This window comes from Corallococcus sp. bb12-1, assembly GCF_026626765.1.
In the GTDB taxonomy this organism is placed as follows: domain Bacteria; phylum Myxococcota; class Myxococcia; order Myxococcales; family Myxococcaceae; genus Corallococcus; species Corallococcus terminator.
Genome location: NZ_JAPNJZ010000030.1, coordinates 185,057 through 206,822, shown reverse-complemented (window position 1 = coordinate 206,822; position 21,766 = coordinate 185,057). Strand labels below are relative to the sequence as shown.

At 69.2% G+C, this 21,766-nt stretch carries 15 protein-coding genes; 4 read left to right on the top strand and 11 right to left on the bottom strand.

Features of this window, described 5'->3' with window-relative positions:
- Positions 1 to 15: 15 nt before the first annotated feature.
- The 5 genes from OV208_RS37350 to OV208_RS37330 form a co-directional block, all read right to left on the bottom strand.
- Positions 16 to 702, bottom strand: a complete 687-nt coding sequence (locus OV208_RS37350; protein WP_267578729.1) for a uracil-DNA glycosylase — start codon at positions 700 to 702, stop codon at positions 16 to 18.
- Positions 699 to 1,940, bottom strand: coding sequence for an AI-2E family transporter (locus OV208_RS37345; protein WP_267578728.1), 1,242 nt, complete (start codon positions 1,938 to 1,940; stop codon positions 699 to 701). Before OV208_RS37345 ends, OV208_RS37350 begins: the two co-directional genes overlap by 4 nt.
- Before the next feature lie 252 nt (positions 1,941 to 2,192).
- Entirely contained in the window at positions 2,193 to 2,570 is a 378-nt protein-coding gene (locus OV208_RS37340; RefSeq protein WP_267578727.1) for a PEGA domain-containing protein, read from the bottom strand.
- Positions 2,571 to 2,603: 33 nt separating this feature from the next.
- Complete coding sequence (locus OV208_RS37335; protein ID WP_267578726.1) at positions 2,604 to 3,422, bottom strand: LPP20 family lipoprotein; 819 nt, start codon at positions 3,420 to 3,422, stop codon at positions 2,604 to 2,606.
- A 198-nt stretch (positions 3,423 to 3,620) separates the two neighbouring features.
- Entirely contained in the window at positions 3,621 to 3,953 is a 333-nt protein-coding gene (locus tag OV208_RS37330; protein ID WP_120530970.1) for a PilZ domain-containing protein, read from the bottom strand.
- Positions 3,954 to 4,214: 261 nt separating this feature from the next.
- Between OV208_RS37330 and OV208_RS37325 the strand changes: the two genes are divergently transcribed.
- Complete coding sequence (locus OV208_RS37325; RefSeq protein ID WP_267578725.1) at positions 4,215 to 4,949, top strand: FKBP-type peptidyl-prolyl cis-trans isomerase; 735 nt, start codon at positions 4,215 to 4,217, stop codon at positions 4,947 to 4,949.
- Positions 4,950 to 5,003: 54 nt separating this feature from the next.
- Here OV208_RS37325 and OV208_RS37320 read toward each other — a convergent pair whose 3' ends face one another.
- The 6 genes from OV208_RS37320 to OV208_RS37295 all read right to left on the bottom strand — a co-directional run bounded on the left by OV208_RS37320 (position 5,004) and on the right by OV208_RS37295 (position 10,692).
- On the bottom strand, positions 5,004 to 5,246 hold the full coding sequence (locus OV208_RS37320) for a hypothetical protein (RefSeq protein WP_267578724.1): 243 nt from the start codon (positions 5,244 to 5,246) through the stop codon (positions 5,004 to 5,006).
- On the bottom strand, positions 5,243 to 5,887 hold the full coding sequence (locus OV208_RS37315) for a hypothetical protein (protein ID WP_267578723.1): 645 nt from the start codon (positions 5,885 to 5,887) through the stop codon (positions 5,243 to 5,245). Before OV208_RS37315 ends, OV208_RS37320 begins: the two co-directional genes overlap by 4 nt.
- Before the next feature lie 42 nt (positions 5,888 to 5,929).
- Complete coding sequence (locus OV208_RS37310) at positions 5,930 to 8,035, bottom strand: hypothetical protein (protein ID WP_267578722.1); 2,106 nt, start codon at positions 8,033 to 8,035, stop codon at positions 5,930 to 5,932.
- A 90-nt stretch (positions 8,036 to 8,125) separates the two neighbouring features.
- Positions 8,126 to 8,329 carry a cold-shock protein gene (locus OV208_RS37305; RefSeq protein ID WP_120530976.1) on the bottom strand — a complete coding sequence of 68 codons (204 nt, stop codon included), beginning with the start codon at positions 8,327 to 8,329 and terminating at the stop codon, positions 8,126 to 8,128.
- Positions 8,330 to 8,519: 190 nt separating this feature from the next.
- Positions 8,520 to 8,723 carry a cold-shock protein gene (locus OV208_RS37300; RefSeq protein WP_120530977.1) on the bottom strand — a complete coding sequence of 68 codons (204 nt, stop codon included), beginning with the start codon at positions 8,721 to 8,723 and terminating at the stop codon, positions 8,520 to 8,522.
- Positions 8,724 to 8,847: 124 nt separating this feature from the next.
- Positions 8,848 to 10,692 (bottom strand): M2 family metallopeptidase, encoded by a 1,845-nt coding sequence (locus OV208_RS37295; RefSeq protein WP_267578721.1) that lies wholly within the window; start codon positions 10,690 to 10,692, stop codon positions 8,848 to 8,850.
- 196 nt (positions 10,693 to 10,888) lie between these two features.
- Between OV208_RS37295 and OV208_RS37290 the strand changes: the two genes are divergently transcribed.
- The 3 genes from OV208_RS37290 to OV208_RS37280 all read left to right on the top strand — a co-directional run bounded on the left by OV208_RS37290 (position 10,889) and on the right by OV208_RS37280 (position 21,739).
- Positions 10,889 to 12,004, top strand: coding sequence for a hypothetical protein (locus OV208_RS37290; RefSeq protein ID WP_267578720.1), 1,116 nt, complete (start codon positions 10,889 to 10,891; stop codon positions 12,002 to 12,004).
- A gap of 30 nt (positions 12,005 to 12,034) precedes the next feature.
- A complete protein-coding gene (locus OV208_RS37285; RefSeq protein WP_267578719.1) occupies positions 12,035 to 12,574 on the top strand; it encodes a DUF3105 domain-containing protein in 540 nt (179 codons plus the stop codon).
- A 195-nt stretch (positions 12,575 to 12,769) separates the two neighbouring features.
- Positions 12,770 to 21,739 carry a non-ribosomal peptide synthetase gene (locus OV208_RS37280; protein ID WP_267578718.1) on the top strand — a complete coding sequence of 2,990 codons (8,970 nt, stop codon included), beginning with the start codon at positions 12,770 to 12,772 and terminating at the stop codon, positions 21,737 to 21,739.
- Positions 21,740 to 21,766: the final 27 nt, after the last annotated feature.

Sequence of the window (21,766 nt, the reverse complement as noted above, 5' to 3'; positions counted from 1 at the left end):
GCGCGCGGCCCCGCCCTACTTCCCTTCATCCAACAACACCCGGATCCGCTTCGTCACGGCGTCGAACATGGCGGGCGTGAGCCTCCCCGTCTGGGTGTTCTGCTGGCTGACGTGGTAGCTGCCCACGAGCCACCGGCCGTCTGGCAGCCGGAACTCGGCACCATGGCCGAAGGCAGGCCGGGGCGGAGGGATGACGCCGCCCGTGCGGGTCGCCGACGCCAGCGCGGCGTTCCAACCGATGGCCCCCAGGGCGAGCAGCACCCGGCCGGGCAGCAGCGCCATCTCCCGATCCAGGAACGGAGCGCACCGGGCCAGCTCCTCCGGCAGGGGCTTGTTGTCCGGCGGGGCGCACCGGGCGGCGGCGACGATGAAGGCGTCCGTCAGCTTGAGCCCGTCGTCGATGCGGTCGCTCCGGGACTGGTTGGCGAAGCCCGCGCGGTGCAGGCCCGCCATGAGGAACTCCCCGGAGCGGTCCCCGGTGAAGTACCGACCCGTCCGGTTGGCGCCGTGCGCCGCGGGGGCCAACCCCACGATGATCAGCCGGGCGTTCGGATCCCCGAAACCGGGGACAGCCCTGCCCCAGTACTCCCAGTCCCGGTAGGCCCGACGCTTCACCCGGGCCACCTCTTCGCGCCACTCCACGAGCCTGGGGCAGGCCCGGCACGCGATGATCTCCTGGTGCAGTTGCTCCAGCTTCGTCACGGACCGCCAGCTCCCCCCTTGTAGAGGTCGGTGCGGCGGTAGCGCTGGATGACCACGCTCAGGACGACCTTGAGGATGGCGCTGGCCGGCACCGCCAGCAGGATGCCCACGAAGCCGAACAGCTCCCCGAACGCGAGCACCGCGAGGATGACCGCCACGGCGGACAGGCCCACCTTCTCGCCCACGACGCGCGGGGTGATGACGAAGCCCTCCAGCATCTGCCCCACCACGAAGGTCGCCGCCACCACCGCGAGCTGCCACGGCCCCTGCCACGACAGCAGCACGCCCATCATCGCGAGCACCACGCCGATGCCGGTGCCCAGGTACGGCACCATGTTGCCGAAGCCCGCGATGAGGCCGATGGCGATGGCCAGGTCGATGCGGGCCACGGACAGGCCCACCGCGTAGATGACCGACAGGATGGCGCCCACCGCGAGCTGGCCCTGAACGAAGGCGGACAGCACCTCGTCCACCTCGCGGAAGCGCTGGCTCACCAGCGCCACCGAGCGGCGAGGCAGCAGGTCCTTGATGCTCCCCATGAGGCGCGGGTAGTCCTGGAGGAAGAAGAACGCCAGCACCGGCACCACCGACAGGCCCAGCAGCGTGGCCACGAAGCGCGCGGTGTTGCCGGCGAAGCTCGCGACGAGCCGCGCCGCCGTGGGGCCCGCGCTCTGGAGCAGCTCGGAGGCCTTCTCACCCAGCTCCGCGGTGCGCTGGCTCACCAGCTCCGGCAGCGACATGCCCAGCAGCGACTCCACCTGCGGCACCACCTGGGTGCTGGCCCGCGTGAAGAAGCCGGGCAGCTTCGCCGCCTCGTCACGGAACACCGGGACCAGGTACAGGCCCGCGCCCACCATCAGCAACGTGCCAGCGACGAAGAGCAGCGACGTGCCCAGCGTGCGATCCAGGCCGCGCTTCTCCAGCAGCGTCACCACCGGGTTGAACGCGTACGCGCCCGTCAGCGCCAGCAGCACCGGCACCGCCACCCCGCCGAACACCGACAGGAGCGCGAACACCAGGGCCAGCGAGCCCACCATCGCGCCGGACCACACCAGATCCACCCGACGCGCCGCCGCTTCGTCCAGCGCCGCCGGATCTCCAGCCGGGGGCACCGGCTCCGGGTGCACGACGTGCAGCACGGGGGAGATTTCCGGGGCGGGGGCCTGCTGGAGGACCTTCACCGCGCGCTCACTGCCTCTCTTGCGACGTCCGATGACCGCCTCCCTGTCCCCTCCCATCCTACGGTGTCTTCGGTCCCGGATTGCGATTCACGAACGGTCCAAAGCGGTCGCCCGCCACCTTGCGGACCAGGGCACCGACCTTCGTGGTTGCCCAGCTCCGCGTTCCCCTGTGCCGGTCCGACTGGAGCGGAACGGACTCTTCCGTCCACTGCTCCAGCGACACCTGGGGCCCCGGCACCTGGGTGCGCTCCTTCCTGGCCCCGAACGCCAGCCCCGGCAACGGCACCGCTCACGTCGCGCGCAATCGCTCTACTGAGTCCCGCTCCCTGCCTCGGGCACGACCGGACGCAGCTTGACCTTCAGCGTCACCCGCGCCCCGCTGGGCTCGTAGTAGGTCGTGTAGGGCCAGAAGCCCCGCTTCTTCACTTCCACCTGATGGAAGCCCGCGTCGCTCAACCGCAGGCTGCGGGACACGCTGGAGAAGTCGCTGCACAGGCCCTGCTGCACCCCGTCCAGCAACACCTCGGCGTCCGCGGGTTCGCACCGGAGTACCAGGTCGCCGCGCTTGCCTCCGGCCGAGGCCATCAGCTCCCGCGCCCGGGCCACCGTCGCCGGCTGCTCCTGCTTCGCCGCGCAGCCGACCGTCAGCGCAAGGAACAGGCAGAGCACGGAGCGTTGCAGGAGCATCGGCGTTCCTTGGTCCGCCGCGAAACCGGGCGGCTACTGCGTGACGATGGCGACCCGGCCCTCGGCCAGGAACCGCGTGTTCGCCTCGGTGAGCGTGCGAGCCCCTTCCGCGTCGAGGACCAGATCGGAGCCCTGGAGTTGCGCGGCCTTCACCACGAGCGGCTTGTCGCCCACCAGCGTGGCCTTCTTGGCGGCATCCAGGTTCTCGAACCAGGCCGCCACGCCTGTGGCACCGCGCGCCTCCTCGGTGAGCACCGTCGCGCTGTAGAGCGGCTTGCCGGCCGCGTCCACCAGACGGGGCGCGAGCACCGGCTTCAGGCCCAGGCCGCGCGCGTCCACCACGAGCCCCGTGTACTTCTTCGCGCCTTCGGCATTGAGCACGATGACCGCGTCCTGCGCGGGCGTCAGCGCCGCGGAGAGCGCTGCCAGGGGCACCTCCACGTCCAGCTCCACGCCACTGTCGGAGAAGTACCGCCGGGCCACGACCTTGTAGCCCTTGATGGCGCCTTCAACGCGGCCCTTCACCTCATCGCGTGCCCACTCGTCGGCCACGGTGCGGCCCGCGCTCACCTGGATGCCCTTGGCCTGCTCCAGCAGGTTGCGGAACGCGTCCAACTTCGCGGCACGTTCGGCGCCAAGTCGCGCCTGCGCGGGATTGGCCGCCTTCAGGTCCGGGGCCCCAGCGCCCGTGGCGCGCAGGATCTGGCCTTCCCAGTTGATGCCGGCGCTGGCGAGCGTGCGCGCGGCTTCGCCCGAGGCGGGCGCGGCGGGTGCGGCGACCTGCGTGTCCTTGCCCTGGCCCAGCGCCGTCAGCGGCACGACCAGCAACAAACCCCACAGCGAACGCCTCACGGAGCACTCCTCCCGCTGTCGCCGAAGATGCGGCGAGCGCACAGGAAACCACTCCGGTCATTCAAGGGGGCCACTCCGCGCGAAGTCAAGGCAACCCGGGGCACGGGCGGATCCACTGGACCCGACTTCCGTGCGCACCGCGAACCGCCGGTGGCACCGCGTAAGCGCGGTGGCACACCCGCAGGGTAACGCCGAGCGTCAGTTCTCGTTCGCGTGACGGTCGACGTAGGCGTCGATCATCTTGCGGTGCCGCTCGGTGAGCAGGGTGAAACGCACGCCCGACTGCTCGCGGCGGCCCAACTCCTTCCACTCGCGTACGACTTCACCCTCGGCGTAGATGATCTCCTCGGAGCCGGGGAGCTGGAACTGGAGGCCCACGCGACGCGCTTCGTGCTGGGGCTCGATGAGGCGCGACAGGCTGACGCCTTCCTGGCTGATGTCCGCGGCGCGGGTCATGTACGGCACGCCGCCCATGTACTTGTTGAGGTAGATGTCCAGGGGCGCTCGATTGGCCTTCCGCTTCTCGCTCATTGGCTCATGACCTCCGGCTGGTGCAACAGGTTGCTGCGGGGGTGCAGCGACCTGGAGGCACAGTACGGTCAGTCGTCATGCGCGCAAGAAAACGGCGCGCTCCAGGCACGGTAGGCCGGGCTGCATGCGCCATGTTTTTTCCGCTCGCTGGATTCTTCGCGCGGACCTGTGCCCGCGGTCTGCCCGCGCACGTTCGCCAAGGATGACCGGTGACGCATGAGGGGCCCTATAGTCCCGCCCATTCTCGTGAAAGGCGGAAGCATGCGTACGCAGTGGATGGCGGCCCTGGTGCTGGCGCTTGGCGCTCCGGGCTTCGCCCTGGCACAGACCTCGACGAAGACCTCCAAGCCGGCCGCCTCGGCCGAAGCCAAGGCGCCCGCCGCGGCCCCCCTGGAACTCAAGACGGACGACCAGAAGACGATCTATTCGCTCGGAGTGTCGCTGGGCCAGAACGTGACGGCGCTCGCCCTCACGCCCGAGGAGATCCAGATCCTCCAGCGCGGGCTCCAGGATGCGCTCACCAGCGCCGCGCCCGATGTGGACCCCAAGGAACTCTCGCCCCGGGTCCAGGCGCTCGCCAAGAACCGTCTGGCCCAGGCCAACGTGGCCACGCTGGAGCGCGCCGCGAAGGAGCCCGGCACCACGAAGCTGCCCTCCGGCGTCCTCTACCGTGAGCTGACGGCCGGCACCGGCAAGAGCCCGCGCGCTACCGACACAGTGAAGGTGCACTACCGGGGCACCCTCGTCGACGGCACGGAGTTCGACAGCTCCTTCAAGCGCGGCGTGCCGGTGGAGTTCCCGCTCAACGGCGTCATCGCCTGCTGGACCCAGGGCGTGCAGAAGATGAAGGTCGGCGGCAAGGCGAAGCTCACCTGCCCCGCCAACACCGCCTACGGCGACCGTCCGCCTTCCGGTTCGCGCATCCCCGTGGGCGCCGTGCTCCAGTTCGAGGTGGAGCTGGTGGAAGTGCCCGGCAACACCGCCGTCGGACAGTAGGTCCCACCGCTCGACACCCCGGGGGCCCGCGTCGCGCGGGCCCCCGCATCCACGTCACACCGGCGAGCGCACCGAACGTCCGCCGAAAGGCGGGTCCGCCATGATGGCCTGGGCCAGCCGGTCCGCGAAGGCACGCCCCTCCCGCGCGAAGGACTCGGACTCCTCTTCGTTCAGGAGCACGCGCACTTCGAACTGGACGATGCCGCCCACCACCACCTCGATGGACAGCGCCCCGCTCCTGTCGCGCAGCACGCGGTACAGGAGCGGGCTCTGGAGGAGCACCTCCTCGTCACTCACGGGATTTCCGCCACCTGGGCGTCCGCCACCGGGGCGTTGATGACCATGATCTCCGGCACGCCACCCGACGTGTAGCCGCCGAACTTGAAGCAGTCCTTGTCCTCGGGCGTGGTGCACTTCCACACGCCAGGGTCCGCGTCCACCGGCAGCCGCGCGCAGACCTTCCGGTCCGCCAGGTCCAGCGTCATCATCCGCAGCGGGCCTTCGAAGTTCTTCGCCGGCAGGCCCAGCGCCTGGCCCAGCACCGCCGGATCATGCTTCCCGTCCGCCGTCTTCGACTTCTCCACCGCGCCCTGGATGGTCTCCGACGGCGCCGCGAACAGGTAGCAGGCCACGTCGTTGCAGCGGCCGAAGTTCTTCGCGCCCGTCTGCACCACGAACTTCTGGTACGCGCTGTCCGTCATCAGCCAGGACACCTTGCCGTTCGCGAAGTTCTTCGCCACGTGCTGGTCGATGCCGTAGGGGCTCGCCAGCGCGTCGCCCTCCTTCGCGATCTCCTTCTGCGTGGGATCACAGTTGTCGACCAGCGACGCCACGGGAGTCGGCTCGGTGGGCTCCGGCTTCGTGCCACCCTTCATCGAAGCACAGCCGACCACCGTCGACAGCGAGCCCAGCAGTACCGCACGGAAAATAGGATTCATGGCCATTCCTTCAGTAGGGGTGAATGAAGAAAGGCCCGGATATCACAGGGCCGCGGCAGTGGCGCGCAACAACGACTCCGCGCTGACGGGGGCTCCGGTGGCGTTGCGCATCCATTCGTCGGGCGTGACGGACCCGAAGATGGCCATGCGTTCGAACTCCGCGCCCAGGGGGCCATGCTTCTTCAGGTGCTCTTCGATCTGGAAGGCGATGAGGTGCCCGAGCGGGTAGTCCGGCAGGTACAGCGGGTAGCTGATCATGTGGCTGTAGATGCCCAGCAGCGGGCTGTCCTTCCGCCCCAGCACCGGCGCGTAGTACTGGTTCCACACGTCGCGCGACACCTGCGCCACCGCGTCGCGAAGCTCGGCGGGCGTGGCGTCCGGGTGTTCGTACATCCAGTGCCACGTGGCCATGTCCACCAACGCCACGCCAGCGATCTCCCAGGACTGCCAGAAGTCGTTGAGCACCCGCTCGCGCTCGCTCGCCGCGTCGGGCTTGCCCAGGCCCAGGAGCTCCAGGTCACGCGCCTGGAAGACGAACGCGAGCGCTTCGGTAAAGGCGTTGTTGGGCACCCCGGACAAGAGCGTGTGGTCCACGTTGTACAGGCTGAAGACCTGCTCCACGTTGTGCCCCAGCTCGTGCACCGCGATGTTGTAGCCCTTGTAGTCCATGCCCCCCGGCTCCACGCGCGTGCGCAGGCGCGGGAAGTCCCCCCGGCGCAGCGCCGGCTGCGCATGGCCCGCGCCTCGGGACGCATCCACGCGGATGTACGACGCGAGCACGTCCGCCTTCTCCCGCGTGAAGCCCAGGCCCTGGAGGATGCGGGGGATGTCGCGCGCGAACGCCTCCGCCGTGGGGTAGCGCTTGCGCGTCAGCGCATTCAACTGCGCCTCCGGCATCTTCGCGCCCGGACGGAAGCCGGGGTACCAGAGGTCCTGCGGCTCCAGCGGGCGGCCCAGCCGGGACTCGATGAGCTTCGCCACGCGCGGCACCAGCGGCGATGAGAGCAGCTGTGTGAGCAGCGCGCGCACCCGCGCCTCCGGCAGGCCTCGCTCCAGTTCGAAGCTGCGCGCGATGCGCGTGGGGGCCACCGGCGAATACGGATCCGCGCGCCTCGAGGCCTGGAACGTGGCGAGCAGCCGCGCGTAGCGCGTGTCCGGCTCCGGCGCGACGTCCGCCTTCGCGGGCCGGTCCGGCGCGTTCGGCTCCACCGACTCCGGCGGGGCCACCGTCACCGCGTTGGTGAACGGATCCCAGTCCACGCGCGGGTTGTCGATGACGGCGGCGGGAATGGACTGGGTGACGATGCGCTCCATCACCTGGACGATCATCCGCTGCTTCGCGAGCCCCGCCGCGTCCGTGTAGTCCGCCTTCAGCTCATCGCGCAGGTTCCAGTGGCTGATGAGCCGCAGGCCCTTGGGGAACAGGCGCTGGCCCTTCGCGTCCACCAGGTGGTGCATCCAGACGTTGTACTCAGCGATGTAGAGGTTCGCGGCCGCGATGGCCTTGGACACCTGCTGCTCCACCTCCGCCGGCACGCGCCGGTTGAAGCGCGAGGCCAGCTTCGCCTCCGCCCACTGCCGCCGCGTCCACGTGGGGCCCGCCTTCACCCGCTCCTCCAGCGTGGTGAGCGGGAAGTTGAGCAGCGCGACGAAGCCCGGCTTCGCCTGGAACAGGTCCGACGTGACGTTGGAGGAAGGGTCGTACGCCGCCAGCAGCGGCTCCACCGGCAACAGCGGCCCCAGGTCCAGATCCGTGAACCACTGGAGCTCCCGGCCCAGCTCGTTCATGTGCCCGTCGAACTGTTCGAACAGCCCCTCCATCCGCCGGAACGTCGCGTCCAGTTGGGGGCCCTCCGGCAGGAACTGCTCGCGCACGAAGGCCGGCAGGTCCCCGTCGTCCGCGCGCCACAGCGAAGCCACCTGCTCCACCCCGCGCTCGATGCGGGCCCGCTGCGCCTCGCCGTGCTTCGCGACCAGCTCCGCCTTCAGCGCGCCCAGGGCCTGCTTCGTCACGGGGGCGGCCGGGGCGGTGGCGCTCCGGGCGTCCGCCGGGAAGGGGGCCGTGGGGGTGGTGGACGTGGCGCAGCCGAGGGCGGCCACCAGCGGGAGGAAGCGCAGGCGCGAGACGCGCGAGGTAGGGGCAGGCATGCGGGCTCCGGAAAATACAAAAGGCCCGACCCGGGAGGATCGGACCTTCTGTGGGTGCATCAGGACGTCGTCACGAAGACGACGACGCGCTCAGATCGGGCGAACGTTCTGCGCCTGCAGGCCCTTGGGGCCGCGGGCGACGTCGAACTCCACCTTCTGGCCTTCGGCCAGCGAGCGGAAGCCATCCGCCTGGATCGACGTGTGGTGGCAGAAGAGATCCTCGCCCCCGCCGTCCTGCGTGATGAAACCGAAGCCCTTCGCATCGTTGAACCACTTCACGGAACCGGTAGCCATTGCCTTGCTCTTCTTTCATCACGGAGAGGCAGAGACGCCTTCCGGTCCTTACAGAGAATCAACCCTACAAGACGGGCGCACACTAAACACCGGTCCGGTCGGAAGTCTACCCCCCAAAATACAGAAGGCCCGACCCTGGGGGGACGGACCTTCCGGGATGCTGCAAGAAGTCGTCAGGATGACGACAGGCTCAGATCGCGCGAACGTTCTGCGCCTGCAGGCCCTTGGGGCCCTTGGTCACTTCGAACTCCACCTTCTGGCCTTCGGCCAGCGAGCGGAAGCCGTCCGCGTTGATCGCGGTGTGGTGGCAGAACACGTCCTCGCCGCCGCCGTCCTGGGTGATGAAGCCGAAGCCCTTCGCATCGTTGAACCACTTCACGGTACCGGTCGCCATTGCCTTGTTCTTCTTTCATCTCGGACAGGGAGAGTCGCCGTCCGGTCCCACAGAGAGTCAACCCTACGAAGGACGGGAGGAAGCCTAGACGCCCCTCCCGGAACCTGTCTACTCCCCGTTCAACTCACCAACCGCACTTCTGGCCCTTGTTCTGTTCCTGGAGCCAGCGTCGCAAGGGAGCGAAGTATTCCAGCATGGGCGTGGCGTCCATCTGCCTGCCGCCTGTCATCGCGGCCAGCGCCTCCGGCCAGGGCTTGCTCGCGCCCAGCTCCAGCATCGCCTGGAGCCGCTGCCCCGCCGCCTTGTTGCCGTAGACGGAGCACTCGTTGAGGGGGCCCTGGATGCCGGCCGCCTCGCACAGCGACTTGTGGAACTGGAACTGGAGGATGCGCGCGAGGAAGTAGCGCGTGTACGGCACGTTCGCGGGCACGTGGTACTTGGCGCCCGGGTCGAAGTCCTGCTCCGTGCGGGCTGACGGCGCGCTCACGCCCTGGTACTTCTGACGCAGCGCCCACCAGGTCTTGTTGTAGTCCGCCGGCTTCACCTTCCCGCTGAAAACATCCCAGCGCCACTGGTCCACCAACAGACCGAAGGGCAGGAAGGCCACCTTCTCCAGAGCGTCCTTGAGCTGCAGGTTGATGACGTTCTTGTCGTTCTTTTCCACCGCGCTCAACAGGCCCGCCTGCTGAAGGTAGGCCGGGGTGATGGAGAGCGTGAGCGCGTCGCCAATGGCCTCGTGGAAGCCGTCGTTTGCGCCGGCCTGAAAGAGGACGGGGAGCTTGTAGTAGTACGAGTAGTAGTAGTCGTGCCCCAGCTCGTGGTGGATGGTGACCAGGTCCTCCTCGGTGGGCTTGATGCACATCTTGATGCGCACGTCGTTGTCGTACGTCACGTCCCAGGCGGAGGCGTGGCAGACGACGTCGCGGTCCTTCGGCTTGGTGAACTGCGAGCGCTCCCAGAAGGTCGGCGGCAGCGGCTTGAGGCCCAGCGAGGTGAAGAACTTCTCGCCCAGCCGCACCATCTTCTGCGCGTCATAGCCCTGCTTCACCAGCGCGGCGTCCACGTCCAGGCTGGCCTGCCCGGGGAACGGCTCCACCAGCGGGTAGATGTTGTTCCACTCCTGCGCCCACATGTTGCCCAGCAGATGCGCGGGGATGGGCTTGCCGGCGGGCACCTTCGCCTCGCCGTACTGCTTCGCGAGCCGGCCGCGCACGTAGCAGTGCAGCTCGTCGTACATGGGCTTGACCTGGCCCCAGAGGCGCTGGGCCTCCTTCTCGAAGTCGGCGGGCGGCATGTCGTACCCGGACCGCCACAGCGTGCCCAGGTCGTTGAAGCCGATGTCCTTCGCGCCCGCGTTGGAGAGGCTCACGAGCTGGGTGTAGAGCGGGCGCATGGGGCGGCTGATGGCGTGCCAGCCCTGCCACGCATCGAGCAGCGCGGCTTCGTCGCGGCTCTGGGCCATCACGTCGGACAGCTCGCCCAGGTCGCGGCACTTCGCCTTGCCGTCCTTGCCGCAGTACTTGCCCTTGCCGTACATGCCGTCCAGCTTCGCCGCGGTGGCGGCCAGCTCCGAGCGCTGGGCGGCGTTCGCCGGGGCGGGCAGCGTCTGGGAGACGCGCAGCAGGTGCAGCAGGCGCGCCGTCTCCGGATCCAGCTTCAGCCCGTCGAAGCGGCGCGAGTCCTTGATGGCGCCGTTGACGTAGGCCATCACCTCCTCGTTGACGGAGGCCGCGTTCCGCTCCGTGTCGTCGGTGATGTACGTGGACTTGATCCACTCGGCGGTGGCCTGCCGGGTCCAGAGCTGCTTCAGGTCCGCGTTCAGCTTCTCGGTGAACTGCTTCGCCTCGGCGGCGGTGGCCTTGGTGGCCGGAGCAGGCGGGGCCGGCTGCGCGCCGGAGGTGGTGGCCGCGAGCGACACGGCGGCCAGGGCCGCGCGCATCAGGGGCTGCAGGAGGAAGGTCCGGGTCATGGGCGCGGACACTAGGGGAACTGGCGGGCCCTCGCACCCGTGAAGTCGGTTCGCCGCGCTGCGTCCATCTGGCGTGCCACGTCGTGTCCTCCGTCATGGGAACGGCTTCGGAGCACCCTCGCGGGTCGAACGGGGAGCAGCCAGCCGTGACGAGCCGTCCCTGCCGCGCAGCTACAGGGAGTGACAGCTTTGCTTCATGCTGCTCGGACACACCAGGGATGCCAGTTGGCCGGCGCCGGAGCCCGCGCTGGCGGAGGCCCGGCGGTTCCTGGAGGACTGCCGGGGCAAGCACGTGCTGGTCGTCCCGCACCCGACCGCGGATGGATTGGCCTCCGGGGTGTTGATGCTCCGGGCGCTCCAGTCCCTGGGGGCGCGCCCGACAGCCCGGCTGCCAGGCAAGGGAGAGGACCTGCACAGCGAGACCTTCCTGGAGCGCCTGGGCACGGCGCCGGCGGAGGCGCTGGTGGTGTTGGACATGGGCAGCCGCTGGGGTGGGCCGCTGCTGCCGGGACTGCCCACGCTCGTCGTGGATCGCCATGACCGGCGGGGCGCGAACGGGTTCCCGCCCGGGGTCCAAGTGCTGAGCGCGCACGGCCACGAGCCCGTCGCCAACACCAGCGTGCTCACCTACGTCCTGATGTCGCCCTTCGTCGTGCCCGGGCCCCTGGAGTGGCTGGCCGCGCTGGGCACCGTGGCGGCGTTGGGCCCGGATGCGCCGATGCCCTTCCTCAAGGACGCGCTGCGGCGGGCGAAGCGGACGGCGGTGGTGGAGACCGTCTCGCTGTTGAACGCGGCCACGCGCTCGCACCGCGTCGCCACGCCGCTGGCGATGCAGGTGTTGCTGCGCGCGGGGAGCGCGTCGGACATCCTGGAGAGTCGCGTGCTCGGCGTGGACGCGCTGCGCGATTGCCGGCTGGAGGTCCAGCGCGAGGTGGTCCGCTGCGCGAAGACGCCGCCACGCTTCGCGGGCAAGGTGGCCCTGCTGCTGTTCAGCTCCGAGACCCAGGTGCATCCCCTGGTCGCGGTGCGCTGGGCCCAGCGGATGCCCGACCATGTCGTCATCGCCGCGAACACCGGCTACGTGCCCGGCCGCGTGGACTTCACGCTGAGAAGCCGCGCGCCGGTGAACCTCACGGGACTGATCGGCAGCGGCGAGCGTGCGACGCTGGAAGAGACCTCCGAGGAAGGCGACGTCCGACACGTGGCCAGTGGCAGCCTGCCGCCCCCGGACTTCCTGCGCATGCTGGAGGGCATGGGCTTCCGGGGCCTGAACGACCGCGACGTGGAGCGCCGGGGTGTCGCTCCGGGCTGAGCGGTGGATGATTGCGATATGACGGGGTGGATGCTTCGCGCCCTCCCTGCCCTCCTCCTCGCGTTGTGCCTCGCTTGCGACTCCACCTCCGATGACCCGACTCCGGGCGGCGAGGCCTGCGAGCGCTTCTCCTTCCCACTGTCCGCGGTCACCGCGTCCAACCACGTGAGCTCGTGCGGCAGCACCGCGTGCGGCAACGCAGAGAACCCGCCCAACTCCGGCATGCACTGCCCCACGTGGTTGCAGTGCCAGAGCTACACCACGGAGCAGCCGCGCTGCTCGTGGCTGCACAACCTGGAGCACGGGCACGCGGTGTTCCTCTACAACTGCCCGGAGGGTTGCGCCGACGAGGTCGCGAAGCTGGAGGCCGCGCAGGCTCGCGCCGCGCAGGGCAGCAACGGGGTGCGCCGCGCGCTCGTCGCTCCCGACGCGCAGCTTCCCCAGCGCTTCGCCGCGATGCTGTGGCGCCGCACGTACCTGATGGATTCGGTGGATCCGGACGCCATCGCGTGCCTGCTGGCGTTGCAGGATCAGGACGCGCCCGAGCCCGGCCTGCTCTGCGCGCCATGAAACATCCGTGACATCGGGAGGGAACGCGAACGCGTGAGGTCAGCCTCCCCGCCACGGTGGCGAGCGGCGTCCGACCTTGCGCGCATCTCTTCAACATCCCTTTAATTCAAGTCACGCGTCGCCCCTGTTTCATCCGCCTCCGTGCCTCACGCGGCGGCGCTGGTCCCCCCACCTCCAGGGGCGCGGCGCGACGACATGATCGACACCGTCGACGCCTCCCCGTCCCCCCGGGGTCTGTCTCCTCGAAACATCGCCGAGGCCTTCGAGACACAGGTCGCCCTGCGCCCCCAGGCCGTCGCCGTCCATTGTGACGGGCAGCAGCTCACGTACGCGGAGCTGGACGCGCGGGCGAACCGGCTCGCGAATGCGTTGAAGGCCCGGGGCGTGGGCCGCGAACAGCCGCGGGTGGGCGTGTGTCTGCCACGCTCGGTGGAGCTGCTCGTCGCGCTACTGGGCATCCTCAAGGCGGGCGGCGCGTATGTCCCGCTGGATCCGGAGTACCCGGCGGAGCGGCTTGCCTTCATGGCCGCGGATTCGAGCGTGCGGATCATCCTCACGCACGCGGCGATGGAGTCGCGACTGCCCGTCGGTGACTGGCACACGCTCTGCCTGGATGCGCACGCGGACCTCCTGGCGGGCTTCAGCGACAGGCCCCCCGAGTGCGACGCCGTTCCGGAAGACCTGGCGTACGTCCTCTTCACGTCGGGCTCCACGGGGCGGCCCAAGGGCGTCTGCGTTCCGCACCGGGGCGTGCTGCGGCTGGTGCTCGATACGAACTTCGTGCACCTGGGGCCGGACGAGGTGCTGTTGCAGATGGCGCCCGTGGCGTTCGACGCGTCCACGTTCGAACTCTGGGGGGCGCTGCTCAACGGCGGTCGCCTCGCGGTGTTCTCCCGGGGCGCATCGGCGCTGGACGAACTGGGCGCCTTCCTGCGCACGGAGCGGGTGACGACGGCGTTCCTCACCACCGGCCTCTTCAACACCCTGGTGGACCTGGGCCTGTCGGGCATGGACACGCTGCGGCAGCTCTGCACAGGCGGAGATGTGATTTCGCCGGCCCACGCCCGGCGCGCCCTGGAGGCCCTGCCCCACATCCGCGTCATCAACGGCTACGGGCCCACCGAGAACACCACGTTCACGAGCTGCCAGACCCTGCGCGCGCCGCTCGACGCCGGGCCCGTGCCCATCGGCCACGCCATCTCCGGCACGTCGGTCTACGTGCTGGACGAGGCGGGCCACGAGGTCCCCCCGGGCGTCGTGGGCGAGCTGTACACGGGCGGCAGCGGCCTCGCGTGGGGCTACTGGCAACGCCCCGACCTCACCGCCGAACGGTTCCTGCCGGATGCCTTCAGCACCCAACCGGGCGCACGCATGTACCGCTCGGGAGACCTGGTGCGGCGGCGACAGGACGGCGCGCTGGACTTCGTGGGACGCGGCGACCAGCAGGTGAAGGTGCGCGGCTTCCGCATCGAGTTGGGGGAGATCGAAGCGGCGCTGCTCCTTCACGCCTCCGTGCAGGACGCGGTCGCGCTCGTGCGCGAGGATGTGCCAGGAGACAAGCGGCTGATCACCTATGTGAAGGCCAGCGAGCCCCTGACGGCGTCCCTGCTGCGGACACACCTGAAGGCCCACCTGCCCACGCACATGCTGCCGTCGGCGATCGTCGTGATGGACGCGATGCCGCTCACCGTCAACGGCAAGGTGGACCGCAAGGCACTGCCGGATCCCCGCGACCGCCCCGGCGCCGAGGACGACTTCGTCGCGCCGGAGACCGCGCTGGAGCGGGGCATCGCCAGGGTCTGGGCGGAGGTGCTGCGCGTGGACGCCGTCAGCGCCACCGCGCACTTCTTCGAACTGGGCGGGCAGTCCCTCCTGGCCACGCAGGTCATCGCGCGGTTGGGGGACGTGGTCCAGCGGCCGGTGGCCCTGCGCACCCTCTTCGAGCACCCCACCCTGCGCGATTTCGCGGCCGCACTGGAAGCGGTGCACCCGACCTCCGGACACGTTGAAGCGCGCATCCTTCCGTGCACGGATGCGACGCGGGAGCAGTTGTCCTTCTCACAGCAGCGGCTGTGGTTCCTCGATCGCTGGATGCCGGGCTCGCCGCTGTACTCACTGCCGATGGCGCTCCGGCTGGGCGGGGCGCTGGAGGCTTCCGTGCTGGAGCAGGCCCTCCAGGCCGTGGTGGATCGCCACGAAGCCCTGCGCACCACCTTTCCCGGTGACGGGGTCTCCGTGCAGCGCGTCGCTCGGCGGCTGTCAGTGGCCCTGGAGCGCGTGGAGTCGCATTCAGCGGAGGAGACCGCCACCTGGATGCAGCGCGAGGCGGAGCAGCCGTTCAATCTGGCGGAGGGCCCCCTCTTCCGCGCGCGGCTCATCCGCGAGGCGGAACAGCGGCATGTGCTGGTGCTCAACCTGCATCACATCATCTCCGACGGTTGGTCCTTCGGCGTGCTCTACCGCGAGGTGTCCTCGGAGTACCGGACGCGGAGTCTGGGACGGAACTCCGACCTTGAGCCCCTGCCACTCCAGTACCCCGACTGCGCGGCGTGGCAGCGACAGTGGCTTCAGGGCGACGTGCTTCGACAGCAGCTCGGGTTCTGGGAGCAGCAGCTCGCGGACGTGCCCCACGTGTTGGAGTTGCCGACCGACCACCCGCGCCCCGCCGTGCAGCGGTTCGCGGGGGCCATCCATCGCTTCAAGGTCTCCTCGGAACTCCACCAGGCACTGGAAGGACTGGCGCGCCAGGAAGGGGCCACGCTGTTCATGGCCCTGCTCACCGGCTTCCAGGTGCTGCTGTCCCACTACAGCGGTCAACGGGACTTCGTGGTGGGGACGCCCATCGCGAATCGCACGCGCGCAGAGGTGGAGGGGCTCATCGGCTTCTTCGTCAACACGCTGCCCCTGCGCGCTCGGCTGGAAGGCACTCCCTCCTTCCGCGAAGTCCTGCGTCAGGTGCGCGACCGAGCCCTGGGCGCCTATGCGCATCAGGAACTGCCCTTCGAGAAGCTCGTGGAGGAGCTGCACGTCGAACGCTCCCTGAGCCACGGCCCCCTCGTGCAGGTGATGTTCGCCCTCCAGAACGCGCCCGGCACCCTGCTTCAACTTCCGGGCATCCAGGTGCAGGCCCTGGAGTTTCAAACCCATACGGCCAAGTTCGAGCTCAGCCTCATGCTGGAGCAGACGGACGACGGGCTGTCGGGCGCGTTCGAATACGCGACCGCGCTCTTCGAGCCCCGCACCGTCGAGCGCATTGCCGACCACTTCCGGCGCCTCCTCGAAGGCGCCACCCGTCAACCCGACACCTGCGTTCACGCCCTGCCCTGGCTCTCCGAGGAGGAGCGCCACCGCGTCCTCGTGGAGTGGAACACCACCGCCCGTCCCTATCCGCGCGATGCCTCCCTCGTGCACGCCTTTGCCGCGCAAGTGGCCGCGCGTCCGGACGCCATCGCCGTGCGCCACGGAGGCCAGGCCCTCACGTATGCGGAGCTGGATGCTCAAGCCAATCAGCTCGCATGGGCCCTGAAGTACCGGGGTGTGGGACGCGAGGCTCCCCGAGTCGGCGTGTGCTTGCCCCGTGGCATTGAACTCATCGTGTCGCTCGTCGCCATCCTCAAGGCAGGCGGCGCCTACGTGCCGCTGGATCCGGACTACCCCTCCGAACGCCTCGCCTTCATGGCAGGTGATGCACGGCTCATCACGGTGGTGACCCAGGCGTCATTCGCGGACCGGGTGCCGGCTGGCCCGTGGTCCGTCCTGTGCCTGGATGCGCAGTCGGAGACGTGGACCTCGCACGAGCGGCACGCGCCTCTCAACGATGGCTGCGGTGACGATCTGGCCCACATCCTCTACACGTCGGGCTCCACCGGCCGGCCCAAGGGCGTCTGCATCCCGCACCGAGGGGTCGCGCGACTGGTGCTCGATCCGGATTTCCTCCAGGTCCGCCCCGAGGACCGCGTGGCCCAGACCTCCACCGTCGCCTTCGACGCTTCGACGTTTGAACTGTGGGGCACCCTGCTCAACGGCGCCACGCTCGTCCTGCTGTCGAAGGACGAGGTCATCGAGCCCTCGGTGCTCGCGCAGCGGCTCCGCGAAGAGGGCATCACCATCCTCTTCCTGACGACGGCGCTCCTCAACCATGTCGCTCGCACCGATGCATCTCTGCTGAAGGGCCTCCGTGGATTGCTCTTCGGCGGGGAGGCCGCGGATCCGAGCTGCATCCGCGCGGTGCTGGCCCACAGCGCGCCCGAACGACTCGTGAATGCCTACGGACCCACTGAGAACTCGGCGTACAGCACGTGGTTCTCGCCGACTCGGGTCGAAGCCGATGCGGTGTCCGTGCCCATCGGTCGGCCCGTCTCCAACAGCACGGCCTACGTGCTGGATGCGCACCGCCATCCCGTGGCTCCCGGCGTCGTCGGTGAACTCTTCGTCGGTGGCGACGGCCTCGCCTGGGGCTACTGGGAGCGGCCCGACCTCACCGCCGACGCCTTCATCCCCCACCCGTTCTCCTCCTCCCCCGGCGCCCGCCTCTACCGCACCGGCGACCTCGTCCGGCAACTCCACGATGGCGCCTTCGTCTTCGTGGGCCGTCGCGATCATCAGGTGAAGGTGCGCGGCTTCCGCATCGAGCCGGGTGAAATCGAAGCCGTCCTCCGCCAGCACGCATCCGTGAAGGAAGCCCTTGTCTTGGTGCGGGAAGACGCGCCCGGGGACAAGCGGCTGGTCGCCTACGTCACCTTCCGCGAGGGCCTGACCGCCAGCGACCTGCGCGCCCATGTGCAAGGGCTGCTTCCCAGCCACATGGTCCCCGCGGTGTTCGTGCTGCTCGACGCGCTGCCGATGACGCCCAATGGGAAGGTGGATCGTCGCGCGCTTCCTGCTCCCATTTCGGAGGAGGGCCCCCCCGAAGCGCGGACGCTGACGGCGCTGGAACAGACGCTGACCGACATCTGGTGCGCGGTGCTGCATCTGTCCCACGTCCGTGTCGACGCGAACTTCTTCGACCTGGGCGGGCACTCGCTGCTGGCCACGCAGGTCGTTTCCCGGATCTCTCAGGTGCTGGGCCTTCCCGTTCCGGTCCGCACCCTCTTCGAGTTCCCCACCATCGAAGCCCTGGCGGAAGCGTTGGAAACACGCACGAAGGACACAGTCCTTCCCGGTCCCGCGATTCGCGCCCTGCACCATGAAGGACCGCCGCCGCTGTCCTTCGCCCAGGAACGCCTTTGGTTCCTGCACCAGTTCCACAACGACCGGGTCGCCTACAACATGCCCCTGGCGTTGCGGTTGGAAGGGGCTCTGGACGTGGCCGCGCTGGAGCACGGACTCCAGGCCCTCGTAGACCGGCATGAATCACTGCGCACTTCGTTCCCGGGTGATGGCGTTCCGGAGCAGCGAATCGCACCCCGACCTCCGGTGTCATTCCGCGCGGTGGAGGCCCGGTCCAGGGAAGAGGCCGACACCCTCCTGAAGCAGGAAGCGGAGACGCCCTTCGACCTCGCGGAGGGCCCGCTGTTCCGAACCCTCCTGGTCCGCGAGGACGCGCGGCATCATGTGCTGCTGCTCAACCTGCATCACATCGTGTCCGACGGATGGTCGCTCGGCGTCCTCTACAAGGAGTTGTCCTCCGAATATCAGGCGCGACAGGCGGGGCGGCCTTCGGACCTCGCGCCCCTGCCCGTGCAGTACGCGGACTTCGCGGCGTGGCAGCGGCAGTGGCTTCAGGGAGACGTGCTCCAGCGTCGGCTCGATTACTGGAAGCGGGAACTCGAGGATGCACCAAGGCTGCTGGAGCTGCCCACGGACCATCCACGTCCCTCCGTGCAGCAATTCGCGGGAGCCACCCACGTCTTCACCCTCCCCCGCACCGTGCGCGATCCCCTGGAGGGCCTGGGGCGCCAGGAGGGCGCCACACTGTTCATGACGCTGCTTGCGGGCTTCCAGCTGCTGCTGTCGCGCTACAGCGGCCAGCAGGACTTCATCGTCGGCACACCCATCGCCAACCGCACGCATGAGGAGTTGGAAGGGCTCATCGGATTCTTCGTCAACACGCTGCCCCTGCGCGCCAGGCTGGAAGGCACACCTTCCTTCCGCGAGGTCCTGCGCCAGGTGCTGGACCGGGCCCTGGGCGCCTACGCGCATCAGGAACTGCCCTTCGAGAAGCTCGTGGAGGAGCTGCACGTCGAGCGCGCTCTGGACCACGGTCCATTGGTGCAGGTGATGTTCACCCTCCAGAACGCGCCTGGGACGCCGCCACGGTTCCCCGGCCTCCTGGTCGAGGCGCTGGAGCTCCCGACCCATACCTCGAAGTTCGACCTCACCCTGGCCTTGACGGAAACACCCGAGGGCCTGAGCGGTACGTTCGAATATGCGACCGCGCTCTTCGAGCCGCGCACCGTCGAGCGGATGGCCGACCATTTCCGCCGCCTGCTCGAAGGCGCGCTCCATCAACCCGACGCTTCCATCCACGCCCTGCCCTGGCTCTCCGAGGAGGAGCGCCACCGCGTCCTCGTGGAATGGAATGACACCGCCCGGACCTATCCGCGTGACGTGTCCCTCGCGCAGGCGTTCGAAGCGCAAGTGGCAGCGCGACCTAAGGCCATCGCCGTGCGTCACGGGGCCCAGGCCGTCACGTACGCGGAGCTGGACGTGCGCGCCAACCAGCTCGCGTGGGCCATCAAGGCGCACGGGGTGGGGCGTGTGACGCCCAGGGTCGGTGTGTGCCTGCCCCGTGGCATCGACCTTATCGTGTCGCTCGTCGCCATCCTCAAGGCGGGCGGCGCCTACGTGCCGCTGGATCCGGACTACCCCTCTGAACGCCTCGCCTTCATGGCCTCGGACGCTCGACTGCACCGGATCATCACGGACACGACGCTCGCCACCCGGATTCCTTCCGATGGGGTCGAAGTCCTCCACATCGACGCGTTGAAGCCCACTTCACACGCGGGCTCCCCGTTCGATGCTCGCGGTTTCCATCCCGCCGAACCCGCGTACGTCATCTACACGTCCGGATCCACGGGGCGTCCCAAGGGCGTCTGCGTTCCCCATCAGGCTGTGCTGCGACTGGTGATGGACGCGGACTACATCCCGTTCGGTCCGGGCGACCGCGTGGCCCAGGCCGCGACGGTGTCCTTCGATGCGTCGACGTTCGAGCTGTGGGGCGCGTTGCTCAACGGTGCCACGCTCGTCCTGTTCTCGAAGGAGGAGATCATCGAGCCCGCGACGCTCGCCCGCGTCCTGCGCGACGAGCGCATCACCGCGCTGTTCCTGACCACGGCCCTCTTCAACCACGTCGCACGCATGGAGCCCACGGCCTTCAATGGCCTCTCCACGCTCCTCTTCGGTGGAGAGGCCGTGGATCCGGCCTGCGTCAACCGACTGCTCGCCCACGGTGGGCCTCGTCGGCTGCTGCACGTCTACGGCCCCACGGAGAACACGACCTTCAGCACCTGGCACCCCGTGACCGGGTCCGTCACCGACACCGTTCCCATCGGTCGGCCCGTCTCCAACAGCACGGCCTACGTGCTGGATGCGCACCGTCATCCCGTGGCCTCGGGCGTCGTCGGCGAACTCTTCGTCGGTGGCGACGGCCTCGCCTGGGGCTACTGGGAGCGGCCTGAACTCACCGCCGACGCCTTCATCCCCCACCCGTTCTCCTCCTCCCCCGGCGCCCGCCTCTACCGCACCGGCGACCTCGTCCGGCAGCTCCAAGATGGCGCCCTCGTCTTCGTGGGCCGTCGCGACCATCAGGTGAAGGTGCGTGGCTTCCGCATCGAGCCGGGCGAAATCGAAGCCGTCCTGCGCCAGCACCCTTCCGCGCGTGAAGTCATCGTCCTCGTTCGAGAGGACTCGCCCGGGGACAAGCGGCTGGTCGCCTACGTCACCTTCCGCGAGGGCCTGACCGCCAGCGACCTGCGCACCCATGTGCAAGGGCTGCTCCCCAGCCACATGGTCCCCGCCGCGTTCGTGCTGCTCGACTCGCTGCCGCTCAACGCGAACGGGAAGGTGGACCGACGCGCCCTGCCCCGACCCGAAGAGTCCACGGAGGCGGACGACACCGTCGTGGCACCTCGCACGCCCCTGGAGCAACAGGTGGCGGACCTGTGGACACAGGTCCTCACGCGCACGTCCATCAGCGTCACCGCGAGCTTCTTCGACCTGGGAGGACACTCCCTGCTCGCGGCGCAGCTCGTGTCGAAGCTGTCTGAACACTTCCAGATCAAGGTCCCTCTCCAGGTCCTCTTCCAGAGCCCGACGGTCGCGGCGCTCGCGCAATGGATCCAGTCGCGGCTCACACCTGACGCGCCCGGGACACCGCAGGCCCCCGCCCTTCCCGAGGGCGTCGTGCAGCTCCAGCAGGGCCGTGCGGACCTTCCGCCGCTGTGGTGCATGCACCCGGTGGGCGGCACGGTGTTCTGCTACCAGGACCTCGTGCGGGCGCTCGGACCCGAGCGCACCGTCTACGGTCTCCAGGCGCCGGGCGTGAACGGCGAATGCCCGCCGCTGGGCAGCATCGAAGCGCTCGCGTCGTACCACCTGAACGCGATGCTCCAGTGCCAGCCCCAGGGCCCGTACTACCTCGTGGGCCTCTCCATGGGCGGCACCATCGTCTACGAGATAGCCCAGCGCATGCTACGGCTGGGCATCCCTCCCGCGCTGCTCGTCTTCCTGGACACGCCCGGTCCCGGCCAGATGCCCACGCGCTTCGAGGACGACGCCGCGCTCCTCGCGGCCATGTTCGGAGACGACACGCCGACGCTCGCGCAGCACCTGCGCACGCTGCCGCCGCACGAACAGATGCGCGAAGTCCTGCGGCAGGCCCGCGCGGGGGCGACCGTCCCGGACTCGTATTCACTCCGGGACCTGGAGGTCTTCCTGGACGTCTGGAAGGCCCACATGCGGGCCCTCTTCAGCTACGAGCCGGTGGCCTACGCGGGACGCGCCACCTACCTCCGGGCCCAGGAGCACATCCCGCCCCATCCCCTCCATCCCGAACAACCCTGGCAGGTGCTCGTCCTGCACGGGCTGGAGGTGCTGCCCGTGCCCGGCAATCACCAGACGATGATCGAACCGCCCCACGTCGAAACCATGGCGAGGCACTTGTCCGACTGCATGCGACGCATCGAAGCCGAGCCCGCTTCAGCGCAGCGCACCTCCGCCGCGTAGCAAACCTAGCCCCTGTCGGTGCGTCCG

Bases quoted from the DNA above. Each gene is read 5' to 3' on its own strand.
- OV208_RS37315 (WP_267578723.1), bottom strand. From the start codon at position 5,887: ATGAATCCTATTTTCCGTGCGGTACTGCTGGGCTCGCTGTCGACGGTG.
- OV208_RS37340 (WP_267578727.1), bottom strand. From the start codon at position 2,570: ATGCTCCTGCAACGCTCCGTGCTCTGCCTGTTCCTTGCGCTGACGGTC.
- OV208_RS37305 (WP_120530976.1), bottom strand. From the start codon at position 8,329: ATGGCTACCGGTTCCGTGAAGTGGTTCAACGATGCGAAGGGCTTCGGT.
- OV208_RS37310 (WP_267578722.1), bottom strand. From the start codon at position 8,035: ATGCCTGCCCCTACCTCGCGCGTCTCGCGCCTGCGCTTCCTCCCGCTG.
- OV208_RS37280 (WP_267578718.1), top strand. From the start codon at position 12,770: ATGATCGACACCGTCGACGCCTCCCCGTCCCCCCGGGGTCTGTCTCCT.
- OV208_RS37300 (WP_120530977.1), bottom strand. From the start codon at position 8,723: ATGGCGACCGGTACCGTGAAGTGGTTCAACGATGCGAAGGGCTTCGGC.
- OV208_RS37285 (WP_267578719.1), top strand. From the start codon at position 12,035: ATGCTTCGCGCCCTCCCTGCCCTCCTCCTCGCGTTGTGCCTCGCTTGC.
- OV208_RS37290 (WP_267578720.1), top strand. From the start codon at position 10,889: ATGCTGCTCGGACACACCAGGGATGCCAGTTGGCCGGCGCCGGAGCCC.
- OV208_RS37295 (WP_267578721.1), bottom strand. From the start codon at position 10,692: ATGACCCGGACCTTCCTCCTGCAGCCCCTGATGCGCGCGGCCCTGGCC.
- OV208_RS37325 (WP_267578725.1), top strand. From the start codon at position 4,215: ATGCGTACGCAGTGGATGGCGGCCCTGGTGCTGGCGCTTGGCGCTCCG.
- OV208_RS37345 (WP_267578728.1), bottom strand. From the start codon at position 1,940: ATGGGAGGGGACAGGGAGGCGGTCATCGGACGTCGCAAGAGAGGCAGT.
- OV208_RS37330 (WP_120530970.1), bottom strand. From the start codon at position 3,953: ATGAGCGAGAAGCGGAAGGCCAATCGAGCGCCCCTGGACATCTACCTC.